19 protein-coding genes are annotated in these 21,684 nt (G+C 70.4%); 4 read left to right on the forward strand and 15 right to left on the reverse strand.

What is annotated here, in order from left to right; all coding sequences use genetic code 11:
* Positions 1–52: 52 nt before the first annotated feature.
* From AAIL17_RS16020 to AAIL17_RS16045, 6 genes are all read right to left on the reverse strand, one after another.
* Positions 53–3,067: a TonB-dependent receptor gene (locus tag AAIL17_RS16020; RefSeq protein WP_424683860.1), complete on the reverse strand. Its 3,015-nt coding sequence runs from the start codon at positions 3,065–3,067 to the stop codon at positions 53–55.
* A gap of 123 nt (positions 3,068–3,190) precedes the next feature.
* The gene (locus tag AAIL17_RS16025) at positions 3,191–4,648 is read right to left on the reverse strand and encodes a hypothetical protein (protein ID WP_424683861.1); all 1,458 of its coding nucleotides are present in this window, start codon (positions 4,646–4,648) and stop codon (positions 3,191–3,193) included.
* Positions 4,649–4,650: 2 nt separating this feature from the next.
* Entirely contained in the window at positions 4,651–6,690 is a 2,040-nt protein-coding gene (locus AAIL17_RS16030) for an enterotoxin (RefSeq protein ID WP_424683862.1), read from the reverse strand.
* Between the two features lie 160 nt (positions 6,691–6,850).
* Positions 6,851–7,777: a 1-phosphofructokinase family hexose kinase gene (locus AAIL17_RS16035; protein WP_424683863.1), complete on the reverse strand. Its 927-nt coding sequence runs from the start codon at positions 7,775–7,777 to the stop codon at positions 6,851–6,853.
* Positions 7,774–8,715 (reverse strand): carbohydrate kinase family protein, encoded by a 942-nt coding sequence (locus tag AAIL17_RS16040; RefSeq protein WP_424683864.1) that lies wholly within the window; start codon positions 8,713–8,715, stop codon positions 7,774–7,776. Before AAIL17_RS16040 ends, AAIL17_RS16035 begins: the two co-directional genes overlap by 4 nt.
* Complete coding sequence (locus AAIL17_RS16045) at positions 8,712–9,914, reverse strand: SIS domain-containing protein (protein ID WP_424683865.1); 1,203 nt, start codon at positions 9,912–9,914, stop codon at positions 8,712–8,714. Before AAIL17_RS16045 ends, AAIL17_RS16040 begins: the two co-directional genes overlap by 4 nt.
* A gap of 64 nt (positions 9,915–9,978) precedes the next feature.
* On the opposite strand from AAIL17_RS16045, the gene AAIL17_RS16050 reads away from it, so the two are divergent.
* The 3 genes from AAIL17_RS16050 to agaR are packed head-to-tail and all read left to right on the forward strand — an operon-like array spanning position 9,979 to position 12,969.
* Entirely contained in the window at positions 9,979–10,896 is a 918-nt protein-coding gene (locus AAIL17_RS16050) for a class I fructose-bisphosphate aldolase (RefSeq protein WP_424683866.1), read from the forward strand.
* Between the two features lie 7 nt (positions 10,897–10,903).
* A complete protein-coding gene (locus tag AAIL17_RS16055; RefSeq protein WP_424683867.1) occupies positions 10,904–12,151 on the forward strand; it encodes an amidohydrolase family protein in 1,248 nt (415 codons plus the stop codon).
* Positions 12,151–12,969 (forward strand): transcriptional repressor AgaR, encoded by an 819-nt coding sequence (agaR, locus tag AAIL17_RS16060; RefSeq protein WP_424683868.1) that lies wholly within the window; start codon positions 12,151–12,153, stop codon positions 12,967–12,969. Before AAIL17_RS16055 ends, agaR begins: the two co-directional genes overlap by 1 nt.
* Before the next feature lie 62 nt (positions 12,970–13,031).
* On the opposite strand, the gene AAIL17_RS16065 is transcribed toward agaR, so the two are convergent.
* Genes AAIL17_RS16065 through AAIL17_RS16075 form a run of 3 tightly spaced genes read right to left on the reverse strand, consistent with a single transcriptional unit; the run spans position 13,032 to position 15,411 of the window.
* Complete coding sequence (locus AAIL17_RS16065) at positions 13,032–13,325, reverse strand: DUF6587 family protein (RefSeq protein ID WP_424683869.1); 294 nt, start codon at positions 13,323–13,325, stop codon at positions 13,032–13,034.
* Positions 13,322–15,172, reverse strand: a complete 1,851-nt coding sequence (gene feoB / locus AAIL17_RS16070) for a ferrous iron transport protein B (protein WP_424683870.1) — start codon at positions 15,170–15,172, stop codon at positions 13,322–13,324. The genes AAIL17_RS16065 and feoB overlap by 4 nt, the downstream gene beginning before the upstream one ends.
* Positions 15,169–15,411, reverse strand: a complete 243-nt coding sequence (locus tag AAIL17_RS16075; RefSeq protein ID WP_424683871.1) for a FeoA family protein — start codon at positions 15,409–15,411, stop codon at positions 15,169–15,171. The genes feoB and AAIL17_RS16075 overlap by 4 nt, the downstream gene beginning before the upstream one ends.
* Positions 15,412–15,540: 129 nt before the next feature.
* Between AAIL17_RS16075 and AAIL17_RS16080 the strand changes: the two genes are divergently transcribed.
* A complete protein-coding gene (locus tag AAIL17_RS16080) occupies positions 15,541–16,326 on the forward strand; it encodes an enoyl-CoA hydratase/isomerase family protein (RefSeq protein ID WP_424683872.1) in 786 nt (261 codons plus the stop codon).
* Positions 16,327–16,382: 56 nt separating this feature from the next.
* Here AAIL17_RS16080 and AAIL17_RS16085 read toward each other — a convergent pair whose 3' ends face one another.
* From AAIL17_RS16085 to AAIL17_RS16110, 6 genes are read right to left on the reverse strand one after another with little or no spacing between them, the layout of a single operon-like run.
* Positions 16,383–16,859, reverse strand: coding sequence for a hypothetical protein (locus tag AAIL17_RS16085; protein WP_424683873.1), 477 nt, complete (start codon positions 16,857–16,859; stop codon positions 16,383–16,385).
* Positions 16,860–16,894: 35 nt separating this feature from the next.
* Positions 16,895–17,497 (reverse strand): response regulator transcription factor, encoded by a 603-nt coding sequence (locus tag AAIL17_RS16090; RefSeq protein ID WP_424683874.1) that lies wholly within the window; start codon positions 17,495–17,497, stop codon positions 16,895–16,897.
* The gene (locus AAIL17_RS16095) at positions 17,494–18,684 is read right to left on the reverse strand and encodes a sensor histidine kinase (RefSeq protein ID WP_424683875.1); all 1,191 of its coding nucleotides are present in this window, start codon (positions 18,682–18,684) and stop codon (positions 17,494–17,496) included. Before AAIL17_RS16095 ends, AAIL17_RS16090 begins: the two co-directional genes overlap by 4 nt.
* Positions 18,681–19,886, reverse strand: a complete 1,206-nt coding sequence (locus AAIL17_RS16100) for a sensor histidine kinase (protein WP_424683876.1) — start codon at positions 19,884–19,886, stop codon at positions 18,681–18,683. Before AAIL17_RS16100 ends, AAIL17_RS16095 begins: the two co-directional genes overlap by 4 nt.
* 39 nt (positions 19,887–19,925) lie before the next feature.
* The gene (locus AAIL17_RS16105; RefSeq protein WP_424683877.1) at positions 19,926–20,711 is read right to left on the reverse strand and encodes an ABC transporter permease; all 786 of its coding nucleotides are present in this window, start codon (positions 20,709–20,711) and stop codon (positions 19,926–19,928) included.
* Position 20,712: 1 nt separating this feature from the next.
* Entirely contained in the window at positions 20,713–21,639 is a 927-nt protein-coding gene (locus tag AAIL17_RS16110; RefSeq protein WP_424683878.1) for an ATP-binding cassette domain-containing protein, read from the reverse strand.
* Between the last annotated feature and the right edge of the window lie 45 nt (positions 21,640–21,684).

The following is a 21,684-nucleotide window of genomic DNA, read 5'->3' on the forward strand; positions in this document are numbered from 1 at the left end:
TTTCCCTTCCTCCCCCCCCCCCCCCCCCCCCCCCCCCCCCCACGACTGGCGGTCAGTAGTCGTAGGTGACCGAGAACCGCGCGTAACGCGGCGCCTGGCTCACCCGCGCCGTACCGTACAGCGGATTGGGCGAGCCGCTGGAGTCGCGGTAATAGCTCGGCGTGATGTTGGTGACTTCCTGCGCGTTGAGCAGGTTGAACACGTCCAGGTGGAAGGCCAGCCGGTGCGCCGCGAAGGCCGGTGCGTAGCGCAAGCCAAGGTCGATCTGCCGCTGCCACGGCAGGCGGCCGGTGCTGCCCGGCGGGGTCGGCTGGCCGTCGCAGTAGTGGTAGGACGAGCCGTAGCCGGCCGGATCGACGTTGCCCGGGTACAGGCCCAGGCACACCTTGGGCTGGCCGGAGCTCAGGCGCACCGTGCCCGACACCATCCACTCGGGCGTGAACTGGTAGTAGCCGAAGGCCTTGAACTGGTGGCGATGGTCGTTGCCCTGGTCGCCGTTGCTCCAGGCCATGATCGCGCCGTTGTCCCAGTCGGCCGATTCCTGCGGGCCGTCGGACTGCACGTCGGACTGCGTCATGCCTTCCGAATTGCCGTAGCTGCGCGAGAAGGTGTAGTCGAAGCGGCCGTACCACTTGCCGTCGAACGGATGCTCCATGAACAGGTCCAGCGCGTAGTAGTTGCGCTTCAGCTCCGGGAAGCCGAGCTCCTGCCGCGTCATCGGCACCTCGCGCAGCTGGCCGTTCTCGTCGGACACGATGAAGGTATTGCTGGTGCCCGCGTTGATCAGGTGGCAGCCGTTGTTGTTCGAACCCAGCGTGATGCCGAGTTCGGCCGCCTTGGCCACGATCGCGTCCAGGTCGCAGAAGTCGTCGATCGCGCTGCGCAGGATGCGCCGCGTGGCCTTGGCGCCGTAGACCCAATCGCTGCCGAGCGTCTTGCTGAAGCCCAGGATGTACTCGTCCTGGTACATCGCCTTGAGGTCCTTGGACACCACGGTCTTCGGATCGGGCAACTGGCCGAAGTTGCTGTTGGCCGAGACCGGGCCGGACATCTGCGTCAGGTCGGTCGGCGTGCCGTCGGCGCCGATGCCGCCGTAGGTGAAGTACTGCGTGGTCTGGATGCTGGAGCTGCCGGCGGAGAGCGCCGGTTCCAGCGGCGAGGCGAGGAAGTAGCGGCCGACGTTGCCGAAGACCTTGAAACTCGAGTCGCCCGCCACGTCCCAGGCGAAGCCCAGCCGCGGCGCCCACTGGTTCTTCTGCTTGATGTACGCCTGGGCGGCGGCGTTGTAGTTGGTGAACTGGTCGTCGCGCAGGCCCAGCGAGAGCAGCAGGCGGTCGGTGACCTGCCAGTTGTCCTCGATGAACTGCGCGCGCTCGGTGGTGCGCACGTTGGCCACGCGGTAGTAGACGTTCTGCGTGACGTAGTAGCCGTCCTGCCCGTTCGGGAAGTCGGCGGTGGCGCCCACGCCCAGGCCGGTGTTGAGCGGGCTGCCGGGGTTGTCGGTGTGCTGGTAGGTCCACGAGTAGCCGGGACCGGAGCTCAGGAAGCCCTGCTTGAGCGCCGCGGCGGTGAGGTTGTCGATGCCGGCGGTGAGCGTGTGGTCGCCGAGCCGGTATTCCAGGCTCACGCGCAGGTTGGTGGTGCGGTTGCCGCGGCCCGGATCGTTGATGCGGCTCGCCGTCTGGCTGGTGTAGCGCGGCACGCCGCCGTTGAGGTCGGGATTCTCGAGGTCCGGGCTGCCGATGTAGACCACGCCCGGGTCGCCCGGCACCCGGCTGTAGTCGTCGGTCTTCAGCTTGCCGTACATCGCGGTCAGCGTGAGGTCGTCGGTGAGGTAGCCGGTGTACTTGGCCGTCCACAGGCTGCCACCCCTCTTGGTGCTGGTGGCCGGGCTGAACAGGTCGCCGCGCTGGTAGTTGTCGTAGTCGTAGTAGTAGTTGTCGGCGCTGTAGTTGCGCTTGCTGGACGCGCCGGTGAGCTCGAGGATGTGGTTGTCGCTGATGTTCCAGTCGACCTTGGCGTACCACTTGGGCATCTCGTAGCGGTAGCTCGTGTAGGGCGCGGTCGAGGTCACGGTGCCCAGCGTGTTGCCCTGCTCCTTGGCCATTTCCGCCGAGGCGAAGAAGAACAGCTTGTCCTTGACCAGCGGGCCGCCCAGGTAGGCGTCATAGGTGGTCACCCAGTAGCTGCCCTTGCTGCGCGCGTCGTACAGGCTGCCGAACTGTTCCACCTGGCCGGGCGTGGTCGGCAGGCCGTTCTCGTAATAGAGGTCGGTGGCCGCCGCGCGGCTGGAGGCCGGCTCCCAGCTCGCCTTGGCGCCGAAGTGCCATTCGTTGGTGCCGCGCTTGCCGACCATGTTGATCACGCCGCCGTCGGAGCGGCCGTACTGCGCGCTGTAGCCTCCGGTATAGATCTCCTCCTGTTCGACCGAGCCGTACGGCAGCGTGATACCCCCTTCGGACTTGAGCGGGTCGGTGGTGTTGAAACCGTTGATGTAGTACGCGTTCTCGTTGGCGCCGGCGCCGCCGAAGCTGACCAGCGAGCCGCCGGTGGCGGTATGGAAGCCGCCGGTGTTGTCCGCCGCGCCGGGCGCGAGCAGCGCCACCGCTTCGGCGCTGTAGCCCAGCGGCAGCCTGCGCAGCTGCTCGGCGGTGACCACCGTGCGCGAATCGACGCCGGTCACGTCGATCGGCGGGATCGTGCTGGCGGTGACGTTGATGCCGGCGAGGTTGGTCGTCTCCGGCGGGCTGAAGGACACGTCGGTGGCCGCACCCACGCGCAGGCCCACGTGTTCGCGCGTCTGCACCGTCTCGCCGCCGCGCTTGAGCGTCACCGTGTAGCTGCCCACCGGCAACTGGGTGGCCACGTAGCGGCCGCGGCTGTCGACCGGCACCTGGCGCACCAGGCCGGTGCTGCTCTGGATCGACACCGTGTCGCCCAGCCCCGCCGGCACCTGGCCGGCGATGGTGCCGGTGGTGGACTGCGCCAGCGCACCGCCGCTGGCCAGTGCCAAGGCGATCAGCAGGCACAGCTGGTTCCTGCCGATCATGGATTCATGCTTGTTCATCGTGGTGCCGCTCCCCGTTGTCTGGATGTCTAGAAATCACCAAGGCCGTCCTCGCATCCCCTGCCGTTCCTTGCGCTTTCCACGCCGGCGCGCGCCGGCAGCCCGCGACTCCGCCGCGGCCTTTCAAACCGTTTCGTTGAACTCCACCCAGACGGCGCTGCCGCGGGGTACCGCGATGCGGCAAAGGCCGTGCGCATCGGACACGGTGCTTTCCGCATCCCCGAAGGCAATGCCCTCCCGGCTGTCCAGCGCGGGCGCGCGCAGGCGCATCGCGCGGCCGGCGGCGCCCCTGGGCAGGCCGCTGACCGTCACCGCCGCATCGCGCGCGGCGTCCTTGTTGACCAGCGCCACCAGCACGGCGCCCTCGCGGCGCGCGGCATAGGCGGTGAGGTTGGCCGCGCCCGCGTCGAGCGTTGCGTGCAGCATGCGTGCGCCGGCGAAACGCTGCGCCAGCACCATGCCGTGATAGAGAGGGCGCGGCTGGAAGCCGAGCGACACGTCGCCCGCGATCGCCGAATAGCGCGAGGTCACCGCATTGCGCCGTGCTTCCCGGTCGGCGCCCGCGGCACCGGTATCGGCGTCGCGCCCGAGCGAGGCCTCCACCGATTCGAGCGTGCCGCCATGGAACTGCACGCCGGCCACGCCGCGCTGCGCCAGCGCGAGCATGAAGTCCGCGCCCCATAGCGCCGAGGCGAACACGTTGCTGACGCCGTCGCGTCCACCGAAGTAGTACGAGTTCGCCTCGGTGAGGTGGAACGGCAACCCGGCGGCATCGGCCGCACGCATGGCCTGCTCGACTTCCGCCATGAACGCCGGATCGCCGCCGAGCAGGTCGGGAATCGAACCGTTCGGCGCGGCGTCGCGGTAGTAGTGCCGGCTGAGGAAGACGTTCTCCCTGCCATGCCGCCTGGCGTACTCGATCACCCAGTCGGTGTTGGCGCCGGTGTCCGGGCCGGCGATGGGCACGCCCGCTGCGCGGATCGCCCTGGCGTAGGGCGCCCAGGCCGCATCGAAAGAGGCGTAGTCGCGCTCGTAGTTGTTCGCCTCGTTGCCGATCTGGATCGCCAGCAGGTGGTCGCCGACGATGCGCTGCACCGCCGTGGCCAGTTCCGCCGCCATCGCCGGCACGCCGATCCGCAGGTTCACGCCGAACACCAGCTTCCAGCCGGTGGCGCGCAGGAAGCCGGCCAGCGCGTGCAGCGCCTGCGGCTTCAGCACGAAGGGCTGCTGCAGGCCGCGCTTGCGCGGCGCGAACGCCGGCAACGGGCCGCGGTAGCCGCTCCACACCGTGTCATCGCTGGTGTTGCCGCCGATGCGCAGCACGCCCTGCGGATTGACCGCGCGACACAGTTGCACCAGCGCGTGGTTGTCGGCGGCGAAGAAGGCCGGTTCGGCCAGTTGCAGCGTCTCGTAGCTCAGGCCGGCGAGCGATTCGCTGACGCGCCGGCCCGGGCGGTCCGCCTGCACCGCGAAATGCGCCGCGGCCGCGCGCGGCCCGGCCACGGCGACGCCTCCGCAGGCGCCGGCCAGCGGCAGCAGCGCGGCGGCCTTGAGCAGGGCCCGGCGGCGCGGATCGACCACGCTCAGTGCCCCGCCACCGGCGTCAGTTCGAGCGTGACCACCTGGAACGGCGCCAGCATCAGCGTGCTGGGGTGATCGGCATCCAGCCGCGCGGGCAGCATGCCGCCGCCGCTTCGCCAGACGTCGCGCACGCTGAAACGGCGCGCGGCATCGGCCGGCAGTTCCAGTTGCCGCGCCAGTTCGACCAGCGCCAGTTGCGGCTTGTCGCTGGGATTGCGCAGGGTGAGGATCGCCTTGCCCGGCGTCCACGCCGCCCAGCCGTAGACGTCCAGCCGTCCGGGATCGCCGCCGACCCAGTGCGTGTCCTTCAGCACCTGCGCGTTGGCGCGCGACCACTTCGCGGCCTCGGCCAGCATGCCCCAGTCGGCCTGCGAGAGCAGCGACGGGGTGATGTAGAGCTCCTGCAACTGCGTGCCGCTGCCGAAGTAGGAGTGCACCTCGTTGGGGAAGTCGTGCCCGGGATCGGTGTTGAGGCGCTTGTTCTCCTTGGCGTAGATGATGCCGTGGAGCATCAGCGAGTTGAGCGGGAACAGCGGGCCCTTCTCCACGATGTTCCGGTACGTCTCGCGATCGCGGTAGGTGATCCAGCGCTCGCGCTCGGTGCCCACGCCGGCGTGCCAGTCGTCCTCGCCGTCGCGCCAGATCGAGTCGGCGTAGGCCAGCCAGAACGGCGAGGCCTGCGTGCCGGTGGTGAGGTTGATGAACAGGTCCGGCTTGGCCTTGCGCAGGTCCTCGATCAACTGGATCGCCGCGTCGAAGTCGCTGGGGAAACGGCTGCCCGGGAACACCTTGTCGGCGTTGCCGGTGCCGTCGAACTTGAACTGGTTGATGCCGTCCTTGCGTACCAGGTCCATGGTCACGTCATGGAAGCGCTGGTAGTACTTCGGGCCGGACAGCGCCAGGCCGCCGTCGATGATCTCGTAGCCGTGCGCGCGGCCGCTCTTCACCCGCTCCTGCTTCGGATGGCCGTAGCCGCCCCAGGGCGAGAGCCACATGCCCGGCGCGGCGCCGTACTTCGCCGCCGCCTCGCGCAGCGGGATGAAGCCATTCGGAAAGTCCTTGCTGAAGTTCCAGCTGCCGCTCAGGTCGTCCCAGCCGTCGTCGAACAGGAACGAGTCGAGCTTGACGCCGCGCTTGACGGTCAGCTCCTCGCCGAAGGCGTGGATGCGGTCCAGCGCCTGGGCCTGCGTGTAGGGCGTGAAGTAGCCGATGTCGTACCAGGAGTTGTAGTGCAGGAAGGTGCGGTACGGATGCGCCCGTTCGCGTTCGACGTAAGCGAGGAAATCGCGCCGCAGCTGGTTACCGTGGGTGGCGCCGACCACCGCCGAGTAGGTCATCGACTGCCCCTTGGGCAGCGGCAGGCCGCGCTCGATCCACAACTGCACGCGGTTGCCCCAGGCGTTGCTGGACGAGAGCGGATGCTCGAAACCGAAGTAGTCCGGCCCGGCCACCACCGGCGAGCCCGGCACCGAGCCGATCACTTCCACGTCCTCGGCCTTGGCCTGCAGCAGGTCGACGCGCGCGATGTCCTCGTCCTGTTTGAGCGCGGTGACGGTGAGGATCTCGCGCAGGTAGTCCGAGCCCTCGCGCTGCACCCACTGCCAGTCGATGCGCAGGCGGCCGTCGGCGTCGGTGAAGCTGGCGGCGATGGCGCGGCCCGGCAGGCGCTCGGCCTCGCGCGAGGCTTTCGGGTCGGCCTTCAGTACCGTTTCCTGCGGCGGCGAGAGCAGCTTGAGCTGTGCGGGACCGAGCTTGCGGCCGTCGCGCCAGGTCAACACGAAGGGCTCGGTGACCGGGATCGCGCGATGGTTGATGCGGTCGGTGACGACCATGTCGGTGAACCGGCCGTCGGCCAGTTGCCATTGCACGGCGATGGCGGCATTGCCGAAATCCTGCGTGGCGGCGCACGCGGGCGCGGCGACCACCGCGGCGATGGCGCCGGCCAGCGCCAGGCCGGCCCACGGACGCAGCCGCGGCGTGGCGGCACCCTGCATCCGTCGTGCATCGGTGCCGCTGCGACCTGCGCTTGCCCCTATGTTCATGCCGTCAACCTCGCTGGAGATTCCCCGGCCGCGCTCCGCGCGCCGCGGGATGGGTTCTTGAAGTACCGCGCTCCCTCGCGGCTCGTGATGTTGCGCAACCTGCTCCCGTCCTCTGCCCGCGGAAACGACCGCCGCGAGGCGTAAGGCCGCCCGCGATGCCTCATGCGTCCAGCCTGCGCAGGCTCACCTCGCCGAGCAGCGCATCGACCCGCTCGCGCCGCACGTAGCCGGTTTCCTCGTCCATCGCGTTGGCGCCGCCGCAGGCCACACCCAGCTGCAGCGCTTGTGCCAGCGGCTCGCCGCGCTTGAGCGCGACCGCCAGGCCGGCGAGCAGGCAGTCGCCGGAGCCGACCGCGTTGACGCTGCGCTCCAGTGCCACCGAGGCGTGCCACGCGTCGCGCCCGTCGAAGCCGACCGCGCCCTCGGCGCCCAGCGTCACCACCGGCAGCACGATGCCCTGCGCGTGCAGCGCACGCGCCACGGCGGCGGCGTCCTGCGGCGTGCGCACCGGCCGGCCGGCCAGTTCGGCGGCTTCGTCGCGGTTGGGCTTGAGCAGGAACGCGCCCGAGCCGGCCGCGTGGCGCAGCGCGTCGCCGCTGGCGTCGACCAGGCAGGGCCGGTCGGCGGCGTGACGCACCATCCACGCGTAGATGTCGGCGTCGAAGCCGCGCGGCAGGCTGCCGGAAAGCACCAGCAGCGTGCTTTCCTCGGCGCAGCGCCACCACGCGCGAAGCAGCTCTTCGCGCTCGGCGAGCGTGATCTGTGGACCAGGGCCGAGGATCTCGGTGACGCGCCCGTCGCGCTCGCGCACCGCGATGCAGCTGCGCAACGGCTGCTCGATCTCGATGCCATGGAACAACACGCCGCGCCCGGCCATGCGCCGCGCGACCAGGTTGCGGTGCGCGGCATCGACCAGGCCGACCAGCTGCACCCGCTCGCCCAGTGCGGCCACGGTCTGCGCCACGTGCAGGCCCTTGCCGCCCGGATACGGCTCGGCCTGCGCCGCGCGCTGCACCGTGCCGGGCACCAGCGCGTCCACCGTGAACAGGTAGTCGATCGCGGTGTTGAAGCCGGCGACGGTGATCATGCACGCCCCGCCAGCAGGCGCTCGACGTCGGCCACGCCCACCTGCGTGGCGGTGCCGCCGATGCCGCGCGTGGACAGCGCGCCGCAGGCCGCGCCCCAGCGCAGGCAGTCGCGCAGCGGCAAGCTGCGGCGCCAGGCGTAGAGGAAGCCCGCATCGAAGGAATCGCCGGCGCCGGTGCTGTCGAGCGCGTCGACCGCGAACGCCGGCATCGCGAGCGTGCGGCCGTCGTCGTCGAGCGTAAGGCAGCCTTCGCCGCCGCGCTTGATGACGGTGCGCGTGCGGCCGTTGGCGAACGCCTCGAGCGCGGTCTCCGGGGTGGGGGCGCCGCTGATCGCGCAGGCCTCCACCGCGTTCGGCAGGAACACGTCCACCTGCGGCAGCAGTTCGACCAGCGCCTCGCCCCACCATTCCTGCGGGTCGAAGCCCGGGTCGAGCGAGGTCGTCAGGCGGAGCGCGTGCGCGCGCTCGAACAGGCTGCGCAGGCCCGGACGCAGCGCATCCTGCAGGTAGTAGGAGGACACGTGCAGGTGGCCGGCGCGGGCCAGCAGCGCGTCGGGAACGTCGTCCGCACGCAATGCGGCGATCGCGCCGGGATAGGTCACCAGCGCGCGGTCGTGCGCGGCCGACAGCGCCACCGTCAGGCCGGTGCGCAGGCCCGGCCGCAACTGCACGGCATCCACGTCGATGCCCGCCTCGCGCAGCGCGGCCAGGCAATAGCCGCCCCAGCCGTCCTGCCCCGCCACGCCGGCGAACAACACCGCCTCGCCGAGGCGCGCCAGGCCCATCGCGCAGATCATCGAGGAACTGCCCGGGCCCTGCTGGAAGCCCTGGGCCAGCACCTCGCGGCCGAAGGCCGGCAGCGCGGCGCAGCCGGAGAACACCAGGTCGGCGTTGATCTCGCCGGCGACCAGCACGGGCTTGGGCTGGGCGGCCGTCATGCGCCCGCCCCGCTGCCGTGGATCGCGAAGGCCTCGACCACGCGGGTGAGCACGCCCTGCGAGGGCGCGTCCGGCTTCTGCTCCAGCGCCAGGCAGCGGAAGAAGGCCAGCAGTTGGCCCACCATCACGTGGATCATCAGCTGCTGCGCTTCCTCCAGCGCGTACAGGCCGGGCAGTTCCACCGCTACGCCGTGGGCGCCCAGCACGTCGGCCGGAATCGATTCGCCGACGACGATGCGCCGTTCGCCCAGGCCCTTGCGGGTCAGCTCGCGCAGCAGGTCGTACTCGTAGCCGCGCACGCTCGGTTCGGCGGCGAGGAAGGCGACCGCCAGGCTGTCGTCCGCCAGCCAGGACATCGGCCCGTGGCGCAGGCCCAGGAAGGTTTCCGGCAGCGTGCGCACGGCGCCGGCGGTCATCTCCAGCATCTTCAGCGCCGACTCGCGCGCGGCGCCGAACGCGGCGCCGCTGCCCAGGTAGGCCACGCCGTCCACGGGACGCTGCGCGGCCGCGGCGATCGCCTCGCCGTGGCGCTCGACCAGCGCGCCGGCGACCGCCGCCGCGGCATCGGCCAGGCGCGGGTCGGGATCGCCCGAGGCGACGTGGCGCAGGCCGCTGCCGGCCAGCAGCAGGTTGGTGAAGCTGCTGGTCATCACCAGGCTGCGGTCGTTGGTGGCCTCGTCCAGCAGCAGCACGTGCATGCGTGGCTCGTCGCGGTAGCGCGTGGCGAGCTGGCCCCGTGCGTTGCAGGTGATCGCCAGGTGCGCGTAGCCCGGCTCGGCCGCCAATACCTGGTCGACCACGCCGGTGCTCTCCGGGCTGTCGCCCGAGCGCGCGATCGACACCAGCAGGCCGCGCCCCGGCGGCAGCACACCGCGACGCGAGGTCAGCAGCGTGCCCGCCGCGATCGCCAGGCAGGGAATGCCCAGTGCCGCCTGCAGCACCGGCGCCAGGCACTCGCCCACGTAGAGCGAGCTGCCCGAGCCGGTGAACACGATGTGCGCCGGCTTCGCCGCGAGCAGCTCGCGCAGCATCGCGGCGGTGTGCTCCCCGGACAGCCTGGACGCGGTGCCGAGCCAGGTCGGCGGCTGCTGCAGGATCTCGCGCAGTGTGTGCGCATAGCCCTGCCGGGCCTTCTCGGCATCGTTGGCGCCGTGGAGTTTCGCCAGCGCGGGCGGCAGAACGGGAGGTTTGACAGGCATGGGCGTCTGAGGAAAGATGGTGGCGAACGAAAGATATCGAAACTTTCATCCAAAGGTATTCGAAATGAAAGACAACTTGCAAGCCGCCCCGGTGCAGCCCTCGATCCTGGACTCGCTGAGCCTCTCCCACGGCAAGCGCACGCGGTTGTGGCGGATGCTCTACGGCCACGGCCCGCGCAACGGCACGCTGCTGGTGCTGCCGCTGGACCAGGGCCTGGAACACGGCCCGACCGACTTCTTTCCCCACCCGCCGGCGCTCGATCCCAGCTACCAGTTCGAGCTGGCCGAGGCCGGCGGCTTTTCCGCCATCGCACTCGGCATCGGCCTGGCCGAGAAGTACATGGGCCGCCATGCCGGGCGCGTGCCGCTGATCCTCAAGCTCAACGGCAAGACCAACATCCCCAGCGACGCCGAGGCCACCTCGCCGCTGTTCGCCTCGGTGGAGGACGCCGTGCGGCTGGGCGCCGACGCGGTCGGCTACACGATGTACGTGGGCTCGCCGCGCCAGCACGACGAGATCCGCCAGTTCGAGCAGGTGCGCCGCGACTGCGAGCGCTATGGCATGCCGCTGGTGATGTGGTCGTATCCGCGCGGTGAGGCGATCGAGGCCAAGGGCGGCAAGAACAGCCTCTACGCGCAGGACTACGCCGCGCGCGTGGCGCTGGAGCTGGGCGCGGACCTGGTCAAGCTGCACGAGCCGGTGGCCGAGCGGGGCAAGTCGCCCGCGCCGTACGACGCGCTGGACGAGGACGCCGCGACCCGTTCCGCCCGCGTGGTGCGCTCGGCCGGACGCACGATGGTGCTGTTCTCCGGCGGCGAGAAGAACGACGACGACGGCGCGGTGCTGCGCAAGGTCGAGTTCTACATGCAGTCCGGCGCCAGCGGCGTGATGTTCGGTCGCAACATGTGGCTGCGCCCGTTCGACCAGGCGGTGGCGCTGGTGCGCCAGGTGCATGAGATCATGCGGCGCTACCCGCGCTGAAATCTCGATGACGGACGAACGCGATCCCCCCTTGCCTGTTGATGGCCCGCCGCGCCACCGCTTCTGCGGCTGCTGTTCGGCGCCGCCCCGCACGGCGGCGCCGGCCGGCGGCGACGGCAAGCACCTGCTAGCCACCGCGCCGGACGCGGACAAGCTCGAGCTGCCGCTCGTCGACTACGCGCCGCGCAGCGTGCTGCGCGTGCCCACCACGCGCATCGAGCGGCCGCGCTTTCCGGTGATCGACGTGCACACGCATCTTTCGTGGATGCGCGACGTGCGCGGCGCGGTGCCGGTGGGCGAGGCAATGACCTTCTTCACCGACCCGGCCGCGCTGCTGCCGCTGATGGAGCGCAAGGGCATCCGTGCGATGGTCAACCTCACCGGCGGCGTCGGCCAGGGGCTGGAAGACGCCATCGCGCGCTTCGACCGCGCCGCGCCCGGGCGCTTCCTCACCATGACCGAGCCCTCGTTCGGCCTGTTCGACCAGCCGGACTATCCGCGACTGCAGGCCGAGGCGATCGAGCAGGCGCACCGCGCCGGCGCCTGCGGCCTGAAACTCCTCAAGACGCTGGGCCTCTACCTGCGCGAGGGCATCGACCAGGGCGCCCTGGTCGGCGTGGACGACGCGCGCTTCGACCCGATGTGGGAAACCTGCGGCGCGCTCGGCCTGCCGGTGTTCGTGCACACCGCCGACCCGCTGGCGTTCTTCCTGCCGACCGACCGCCACAACGAGCGCTACGAGGAACTGGCGAAGCATCCGGACTGGTCCTTCTACGGCCCGGAGTTCCCCAGCCACGAGCAGCTCGTCGCCGCGCGCGACCGCGTGATCGCGCGCCACCCGCGCACCACCTTCGTGCTGATGCACGTCGGCAGCCAGGCCGAGGACCTCGCCTCCATCGAGGCGTGCCTGGCGCGCTTCCCCAACGCGATGGTGGACGTCAGCGCGCGCATCGGCGAGCTCGGCCGCCAGCCGCGCCGCAGCCGCACGTTCTTCGAGCGTCACCAGGATCGCATCCTGTTCGGCACCGACGCGGTGCCGCCGCCATGGGGCGACGACGTGCCGCAGCAACTGCTGGGCGATGCGCTGTACGAGATCTACTACCGCTTCCTTGAAACCGAGGACGAATACTTCGACTATGCCCCGGCTGCCACGCCGCCGCAGGGGCGCTGGTCGATCTACGGGCTGGGCCTGCCGGAGACGATCCTGCGCAAGGTCTACCACGACAATGCCGCACGACTGCTCGGGTTGGATTGATGAGTGCACGACGTAAGGAAGCCGCCCGCAAGGCCGCCGCGCCGCCGAAGCTGCTGGTCGAGGAGCGCCGCCGGCTGATCGTCGAGCAGGTCGAGGCGAAGGGCCGCGTCACCGTCGAGGAACTGGCCAGGCGCTTCGGCATTTCGGCGGTCACCATCCGCCAGGACCTGGAAGCGCTGGCCCGCGCCGGCACGGTCACCCGCTCGCACGGCGGCGCCATCCCGGCCGGCCCCGGCACGCAGGACACCCCGCTGACCATCAAGGAAACCCGCCACCACGCGCAGAAGCGGCGCATCGGCGAGGCGGCGGCCAGGCTGGTGCAGGACGGCGAGACGATCATCATCGACTCGGGCACCACTACCGTAGAGATCGCGCGGCAGTTGCGCCAGCGGCGCTGGAACGCGCTCACCGTGATCACCAACGCGCTCAACATCGCACTCGAGCTCTCCGGCATCGCCGGCGTGCGCGTGATGATGCTCGGCGGGCTGCTGCGCCAGACCTCCTACTCGCTGGCCGGGCCCGACGCCGAACAGGCGCTGTCGCGGCTTTCGGCCGACCGCCTGTTCCTCGGCGTGGACGGGCTCGATCCGGACGTCGGCGTGACCACGCCCGACCCGCTGGAAGCCTCGCTCAATGCGCTGATGATCCGAGTCTCGCGCCAGACCGTCGCCGTGCTCGACGCCAGCAAGTTCGGCCAGCGCAGCCTCTCGGTGATCGCGCCGCTGGCCAGTCTGGACCTGGTGATCAGCGACACCAGCGCACCGGACGACTACGTGCAGGCGCTCGAAGCGCGCAACGTCACCCTGAAGCTCGTGTAGGGTGGGCTTCGCTGCAGGAACTCTCGCGCGTGCGATGGTGGGCTGAAGCCCAACCTACGGTTTCAAGGTTCGCGGAAGTGCAATGGCTGCGCCTGTGTGGCGGGCGTGGGCGCGCAGCCGCCGCAACTGCTGCAGCCGTCACCGCTGCCGCATCCCCCGCTCTTCGCCTCGGCCGGCTGCAGCCAGCGGCCGAACCGCTGCACGGCGCGCTTGCGGCCCGGCCGGTCGAGCGCGGACGACAGCCGTGCCTGCGCGCGCTTGGCCGTCTTCGGCAGCAGCTTGCGGAAGGCCGCGAGCAGGCTGGCCAGCAGCACCAGCGTCAGCACCACCGCCTGCACGATCGCGAACGCGCTCACGAGAACGCCCTCGCGATCTGGTAGGTGAGCAGCGAGGCCAGGTAGGCCAGGCCGAACAGGTAGCCGGCGGTGATCGCCACGTTGCGCCAGGAGTTGGTCTCGCGGCGGATCACCGCCAGCGTGGACATGCACTGCGGCGCGAACACGTACCAGGCCAGCAGGCTGAGCGCGGTGGCCAGCGACCACTGGTGCGAGATCAGCGGGCCGAGCTGGCTGGCGACGGTGTCGTCGCTGCCGGACATCGCGTACACCGTGCCCAGCGCGGAGACCGCCACCTCGCGCGCGGCCAGGCCCGGCACCAGTGCGATGCAGATCTGCCAGTTGAAGCCGATCGGCGCGAACACGTAGTGCAGCGCGTGGCCCAGGCGGCCGGCCAGGCTGTAGTCGATCGCCGGCCCGCTGGCGCCCGGCGGCGGCCCCGGGAAGCTGGAGAGGAACCACAGCAGCACGGTGAGCGCGAGGATGATCCCGCCCACGCGCTTGAGGAAGATCTTGGCGCGCTCCCACAGCCCCAGCGCCACGTCGCGCACGTTCGGCAGGCGGTACGACGGCAGTTCCATCAGCAGCGCGTGCTCGCTCTTGTCCTTGCGGAAGCGCTTGATCACGAAGGCCACCGCCAGCGCGCTGACGATGCCGGCCACGTACAGCGTGAACAGCACCACGCCCTGCAGGTTGAACAGGCCCCACACCGTGCGATGCGGGATGAACGCGGCGATCAGCAGCGTGTATACCGGCAGTCGCGCCGAGCAGGTCATCAGCGGCGCGACCAGGATGGTGGTCAGGCGGTCGCGCGGATCGGTGATGCTGCGCGTGGCCATGATGCCGGGGATGGCGCAGGCGAAGCTCGACAGCAGCGGGATGAAGGCGCGTCCGGTCAGGCCGGCCTTGAACATCAGCTTGTCCAGCAGGAACGCCGCGCGCGGCAGGTAGCCGGATTCCTCCAGCACCAGGATGAAAAGGAACAGGATCAGGATCTGCGGCAGGAACACCAGCACCGCGCCGAGGCCGGCGAAAATGCCGTCGTTGAGCAGGCTGTGCAGCGCGCTCTGCGGCGGCAGCGCCGAAGTGACCCAGCCGCCCAGCGCGGTGACGCCGGTCTCGATGGCGTCCATCACCGGCTGCGCCCAGGAGAACACCGCCTGGAAGATCAGGAACATCAGCACCGCCAGGATGCTCAGGCCCCACACCGGATGCAGCGCCCAGCGGTCGATCGCATCGTCCAGCGCGTCGGTGGCGCGCGGCATGGTCACCGTATCGGCCATCAGCGCGCGCACCTGCGCATGCAGGTCGTTGCGGCTGGCGGCGTCATCGGGCTGCGCAGCGGCCGCTGCCGGCACTTCGCCGTCGACGCGTTCGATCAGCGCCTTGGCGCCGCCGCGCCGGACGGCGACGGTTTCCACCACCGGCACGCCGAGCCGGCGCTGCAGTTCGGGCACGTCGATGGCGATGCCGCGGCGACGCGCGGTGTCCATCATGTTCAGCGCCAGTACCACCGGACGGCCCAGCCGCTTCACTTCGAGCACGAAGCGCAGGTGCAGGCGCAGGTTGGTGGCGTCGGCCACGCAGACGATCAGGTCCGGCGCCGGCTCGCCCGGGTAGCGGCCCTCGCAGACGTCGCGGGTGATCTGCTCGTCCGGGCTCGCCGCATCGAAGCTGTAGGTGCCCGGCAAGTCGAGCAATTGCAGCACGCGGCCGGAGGGCGCCACGAAGCGGCCTTCCTTGCGCTCCACGGTGACGCCGGCGTAGTTGGCGACCTTCTGCCGCCCACCGGTGAGCTGGTTGAACAGCGCGGTCTTGCCGCAGTTGGGGTTGCCGACCAGGGCGATGCGCAGGCTTTGCGCGCTCATGCCGCTTCCGCCTTCACGTACACGCGCGCCGCCTCGCTGCGCCGCAGGGCGAAGCGGGTCGAGCCGATCTGGATCAGCAGCGGATCGGCGCCCAGCGGGCCGCAGGCCACCACGCGCACCGGCTCGCCGTCGACGAAGCCCAGGTCGCGCAGGCGTTGCGCGATGGGGTCGCCGGCGTGGGCATCGTCCACGCGGTCGACCACGGCGGGCGAACCTTTGGGCAAGTCGGAGAGGCGCACGGCGGGAGGCTGAAAATAAGAATGGTTCGCATTATAGCGGCAAAGGCTGTGTTTGCACTGAGCGACAGCCGCCGCCGGACGTTCTGCCGCACCCCGCTACAATCCTTCGTTTTCGCAGGGAGCCCGCGCATGTCCGCCATCCTCGCCACCGACCGCGGCGCCGTCCGCCAGATCGCGCTCAACCGCCCCGACGTGCACAACGCCTTCGACGACGGTCTGATCGCCGAACTGACCGCCGCGCTGGTGGAAGCCGGCCGCGACGATGCCGTGCGCGCCGTGGTGCTCACCGGCACCGGCGCCAGCTTCTCCGCCGGCGCCGACCTCCACTGGATGCGCGGCATGGCGGCGGCCAGCGAAGAGGACAATCGCGAGGACTCGCTGCGCCTGGCCGCGCTGGTGCGCACGCTGCAGTTCTGCCCCAAGCCGACCGTCGCGCGCGTCAACGGCGCGGCCTATGGCGGCGGTGTCGGGCTGGTCGCCGCCTGCGACATCGCCATCGGCGCGGACGGCGCGAAGTTCGGCCTCACCGAAGTGAAGCTCGGCCTGGTGCCCGCGGTGATCTCGCCCTACGTGGTCGCGGCGATCGGCGTGCGCCAGGCGCGCCGGCTGTTCCTCACCGGCGAGGTGTTCGACGCCGCCGAGGCCTGCCGCATCGGCCTGTTGCACCGCGTGGTGCCGGCGGAGGCGCTGGATGAGGCAGTGGAGTTCACCCTCAAGCTGCTCGCCAAGGCCGGTCCGCAGGCCCAGCGCGAGGCCAAGCAACTGGCGCTGCGCATGGGCGGCATCGACGAACGCGACGCCGGGCGCATCGACGCGCAGAACGCGGAGTTGATCGCACGGCTGCGGGTCTCGGCCGAAGGCCAGGAAGGCCTCGGCGCCTTCCTCGACAAACGCGCCCCGGCCTGGACCGTGTAGGCGGGCTTCAGCCCCCCAACCCTACTGTGACAAACCCAAGATGGGCTGAAGCCACCCTACGATCCGGGCACACTGCGCGCTGCGCGCCGGAACGATGCACAGGCCTCGACCATCTCCCCGTACTCCGGTGTGCCCAAGAACGTCGTGTCCCGCAGAGCTTCGAGCAGACACGCAACAGCCTCTGCCAACGCATCGCGCATGGCCAGGAGACTGGCTTCCAGAACCCACAGGCTGGCGACGACCTGCTGATGTTGCCCCGTCTTCAGTTGCGAGCCGTAGGTTTCAGCAAAACGGTGAACCACGTCGTTGCGCCGTTTCACCAGCTCGCCGACCTGCTGGCGAAAATCGTCGCAAGGCGAAACCGATGCCATCGTGAGCTGATCTATCAACGGTCCAAGCGTGCTCCTCTCGAGCTTCCTGTGGCGCCTGAGTGCAGCACCGATACTTGGATCTCTAGAATCCATAAAAGGCAGGACCGCCTTCAGGTACCGCTCGACATCCTGCGCAGCAAGCACGATGGCACCGATGCGCATTTGCAGCTCGTGCGCGTATCCACGCGCGTCCACGCCTAGAGCCAACCCTTCTGCCGCGCCAGCCGGAACGCCTCGATGCGGTTGCCGGCGCCGAGCTTGCCGATCGCCTCGGACAGATAGTTGCGCACGGTGCCGTGCGAGAGGTTCAGCCGCGTGGCGATGTCGCCGGCGGACAGGCCTTCGCCCGCCAGGCGCAGCACCTGGCGCTCGCGGTCGTTGAGCGGGTCGGCCTCGGTCCAGGCTTCCAGCGCCAGTTGCGGATCGATCGCGCGGCCGCCGCGGTGCACGGTGCGCAGCGCCTCGGCCAGGTTCTCCGCCGGCGCGTCCTTGAGCAAGTAGCCGGACACGCCCGCGTCCAGCGCGCGCCGCAGGAAGCCGGGACGGGCGAAGGTGGTCACGATGATCACCTTCATCGGCAACTCGTGGCGCTGGATGCGCTGCGCCAGTTCCAGCCCGGTGAGCCCCGGCATCTCGATGTCGGTGACCAGCACGTCGGGCTTGAGCCGCTGCACGTCGCGCCAGGCCGCTTCGCCGTCGGCGGAGGAGCCGAGCACCTCGATGTCGCTTTCCAGGTTGAGCAGCGCCGACAGCGCACCGCGCACCATCGCCTGGTCCTCGGCCAGCAGCACGCGGATCATGCGGCGCTCCCGGCGGCGGGCAGACCGGACGTGTCGGCCGCGGGGGCCTGCACCGGCGCGGCGACAGGCGCGCGGACCGCCAGCGGCACGTGGATGGTGAGCACGGTGCCGCGGCGCGGCGGCGAATCGATCGACAGCGTGCCGCCTAGCGCACGCACGCGTTCGCGCATGCCGCTTACCCCGTTGCCATGCGCGGACAGGCCGCCGCGTCCGTTGTCGCCGATCTGCATCTGGATCCCGTTGCCGTCGATGGAAAGGGCCACGCTCGCGCGGGTGGCGCGCGCGTGGCGGTGGATGTTGGTCACCGCCTCGCGCATCACCAACGCGAGCGGTGCTTCGACCTGTTCGGGCAGCGCCAGGCCGTCGGGCAACTCGCCCTCCAGCGCCACGCCGCTGGCCTCCAGCATCAGCCGCGCGGAGACCAGCTCGGCAGCCAGGTCGCCGCGCCGCATGCCGGTCACCGCGGCGCGCACCTCGGTCAGCGCATGGCGCGCGACCCGCTCGACCTCGGCCATCTCGCGCTGCGCGCGCGCCGGCTCGGCCAGCGCCAGGCGCTTTGCCAGCTCGGATTTCAGCGCCACCAGCGAAAGGGTGTGGCCTAACAGGTCGTGCAGGTCGCGGCCGATGCGCTCGCGCTCGGCCAGCGTCGCCAGCCGGCGCACCTCGCCCTGCGACAGGCGCAGTTCCGCGTCCCGGCGCATCGTGCACATGTACAGCACGTTGCTGAAACCGCCGAACAGGCCGGCCACGCCCACGCTCACGGCGGAACTCAGGTCCTCGCCGGCCAGCGTCGCCTTGGCCAGCGCGAGCGTGGTGATGCCAGCCACACCGAGCAGCCAGTGCCGCCACGAAGGCGAGAACGCCAGCAGGACGGCGGCCAGCGCCATCACGATGAAGCCGAACGGGTTGTAGCACCACAGCGCCAGCCCCAGCGCGACCATGGCCACGACGTGCCATTCCAGCTGCCGCAACGGACCCAAGTAGACGCGCAGGTAGAGGTAAAGGTAGAGCGGCAGGGCGAGCAGCGTCGGCCCCATCCAGTGCCAACTGAAATGGCCCGCCGCCAGCGGTCCCTGGAACAGCACCACCAGCGCGAACAGCGACACGCCGGCCTGCCAGCGCATGTACAGCGGCGAACGCATCTGACCGAGCAGCGAATCCGGGCGGGGCGTGAACCAGCGCATCATCGGCGCGCTTCCGCGACCAGCGACAGGCTTGCGGCGCTGGCCGGTTCGGGCGCCGCCGGTCCGGAAACCGGCGCCACCATCGTTGCCGGCAGCGGCACCACCACGCGCAACCGCGTGCCCTGCCCGCGCGCGGAATGGATCTGCAGGCGGCCATCGAGTGCGCGCACGCGCTCGCGCATGCCGCTCAGGCCATTGCCCTCGTCCTCGACGCCGCCGCGGCCGTTGTCGGCGATGGTCAGGCACAGCCCACCGTCGATCGACTCGAACGACACGCTGGCCTGCGTCGCCGCCGCGTGCCGGGCGATGTTGGTCGCGGCTTCGCGCAGCACCAGCGCAAGGGCGCGCTCGATCTCGACCGGCATGCGGGGCGGCTGGCCGTAATCCAGTTGCACCGCCGAGGATTCGAGCAGCAGCCGCGCCGAAGCCAGCTCGGCCGCCATGTCGGTGGCGCGGAAGCCGGTGACCGCGCAGCGCACTTCGGCCAGCGCGTGGCGGGCGACTTTTTCCGCTTCGAGCACCTCGCGCCGCGCCGCCTCGGTGTCGCGGTCGAACAGCTTGCGCGAGAGCTCCAGCTTCAGCGTGATCAGCGAGAGCGTGTGGCCGAGCAGGTCGTGCAGGTCGCGGCCGATGCGCTCGCGCTCGGCGGTAGCGGCGAGCCGGCGCACCTCGTCGTGGGAGAGCTTGAGCGCGGCGTCCTTCTCGTGACCGATGCGCTCGACATGGGTGACCATGGCGACGATGAAGGTCATCAGCGGGAAGGCCACCAGCGCCTGCCACGGATAGCCCACCTGCCCGGCGATCAGCAGGAACACGATGTTCACCAGCAGCAGGCGCAGCAGGAACGGCACGAGCCGGCGGCTGTTCAGGCTAAAGGAGACGCAGCCGTAGATGAAGTAGCTCACGCTGCCGGAATAGAACGGCACCAGCAGGATGCCGAGCATCGCCAGCATCATGCCGTAGCGCGAGGCGCTGCCGCGTGCGGCCAGCATGGACTTGGCGAACAGCGCCACGAACAGCGGATAGGTGATCGCGGTGAGGAGCGCCCAGCGCCAGGTGTAGCCCCGGTCGAACAGCGGCGTGACGAACACCCAGGCCGACCACAGCAGGTGCACCGATTCCATCCACGGCGACTTGCCCTGCTGGATGATCTCGCTGATTCGCGATCCGGGCTCGGGGGCAAACCAGGCAATGAGGCGTTTCATCGAGCTGGACCCATGCTGCACAACCGCGGCCATGCTACTTCAACCGACCCGTCGCAGCCGTCGTGCCGCCAGCAGCAGGAAGGCGGCGGTGAAGCCCAGCAGCACCAGCACGTGGCCCGCCAGGGCGTCCTGCTTCATGCCCACCGCGGCCAGCGCCAGCCGGTCCAGATGATAGCTCGGCCATACCGGGGCGATCTGCTGCAGCACCTTGGGCAGCATCGGCAGCGGGAACCACAGGCCGGACAGGAAAGACATCGGCAGGTAGATCAGGTTGAGCATGCCCGGTCCGCCCTGCCCTTTAACCAGCGAGCCGACGTACATGCCGAGCGCGCAGAACGGCAGCACGCCGAGCGTGCCGGTGACCAGCAGTGCACCTGCCTGCGCCAGCGACAGCGTCACGTGCGCCAGTTGCGAGAGGCCGAGCAGGAGCAGCACCACGAACGCAGCGGCGCCCATCGCCATCACCATCTTGCCAAGCAGGTAGGCCGCCGGCGGCATCGGCAGCGCGCGCTTCAGGGTCAGCAGGCCGCCGTCGCGTTCCATCGCCAGCGACACGCCGAAGCCGAACAGGCCCGGGCTCATCACGCCGAAAGTGGCGTAGCTGGCCAGCAGGTAGCGCGCGGTATCGGCGCCGCCCTTGGCCATCAGCACGCCGAAGACCAGGTAGAACATGCCCGGGAACAACGTGATCGGCAGCATGAAGCTGGGCGCGCGCAGGTAGCGCAGGCATTCGCTGCGCGCTTCGGCGAGGTAGGCGCCGAGCACGCGGCCGGGCGGCATCGTGTCGTCGCCGAGGGTCGGATCGAGGGGAAGCAGGGTGTCCATGTCAGGCCGCCTTGCGCTGGTCGGTGGACGATGCCGCGGCATCGCGGGTCAGTTCGGTGAAGGCTTCGGCCAGGCCGGCGCGCTGGACTTCCAGCTCGCGCAGCCAGGCGTCGTTCTGCAGCAGGCGCAGCACCACCACCTCGGCCTCGGCGGTGGTCAGTTGCAGGCGACCGCCTTCGATGCTGACTTCGGCCACCTCGGGCCATCCGGCGATCGTTTCGGGCAGCAGCGTGCTGATGCAGCGGATGCGCCTGACGCCCACGCGGGCGCGCAGTTCGTCCACCGTGCCCTCGTGGATCGCGCGGCCGCGCGCCATCACGCAGACGCGGTCGGCAAGCGCCTCGGCTTCCTCCAGGTAATGCGTGGTCAGCAGCACCGAGCAGCCCTCGGCGACCAGCCGGCGGATCGCCGCCCACAGTGCCTGGCGCGCCTCGAGGTCCATGCCCACCGTGGGCTCGTCCAGGAACAGCAGGCGCGGGCGGCCACACAAGGCCAGCGCGAACTGCACGCGCCGCTGCTGGCCGCCGGAGAGCTTGCCGTAGGGGCGGTCGAGCAGGTCCTCGACGGCGGCCAGTTCGGCCGATTCCTGCAGCACGCGCGGGTTGGCGTAGTAGCTGGCGGTCAGCCGCAGCAGCTCGCGCACGCGCAGGGTCAGCGGCAGCGTGGCGCTCTGCAGCATCACGCCGATGTGGCGGCGTGCCTCGATGCGCTGGGGATCGATGCCGAACAGCTCCGCCGCGCCGGCATCGGGCCGCTGCAGGCCCAGCAGCAGGCCGATCGCCGACGACTTGCCGGCGCCATTGGGCCCGAGCAGGGCGAGCAGCTCGCCGGGACGCAGCGCGAGGTCCAGGCCGTCGACGGCGGCCAGCGCGCCGTAGCGCTTGACCGCGCCGCGCAGGCGGGCAATCGGGGTGGTGGGCATGTCCATAGGTCCTCCTTGGTATGGACGCAAACGTTAGGCCCGGCAAGGCCT

Source organism: Frateuria sp. YIM B11624, assembly GCF_049727805.1.
Classification (GTDB): Bacteria; Pseudomonadota; Gammaproteobacteria; order Xanthomonadales; family Rhodanobacteraceae; genus Frateuria_A.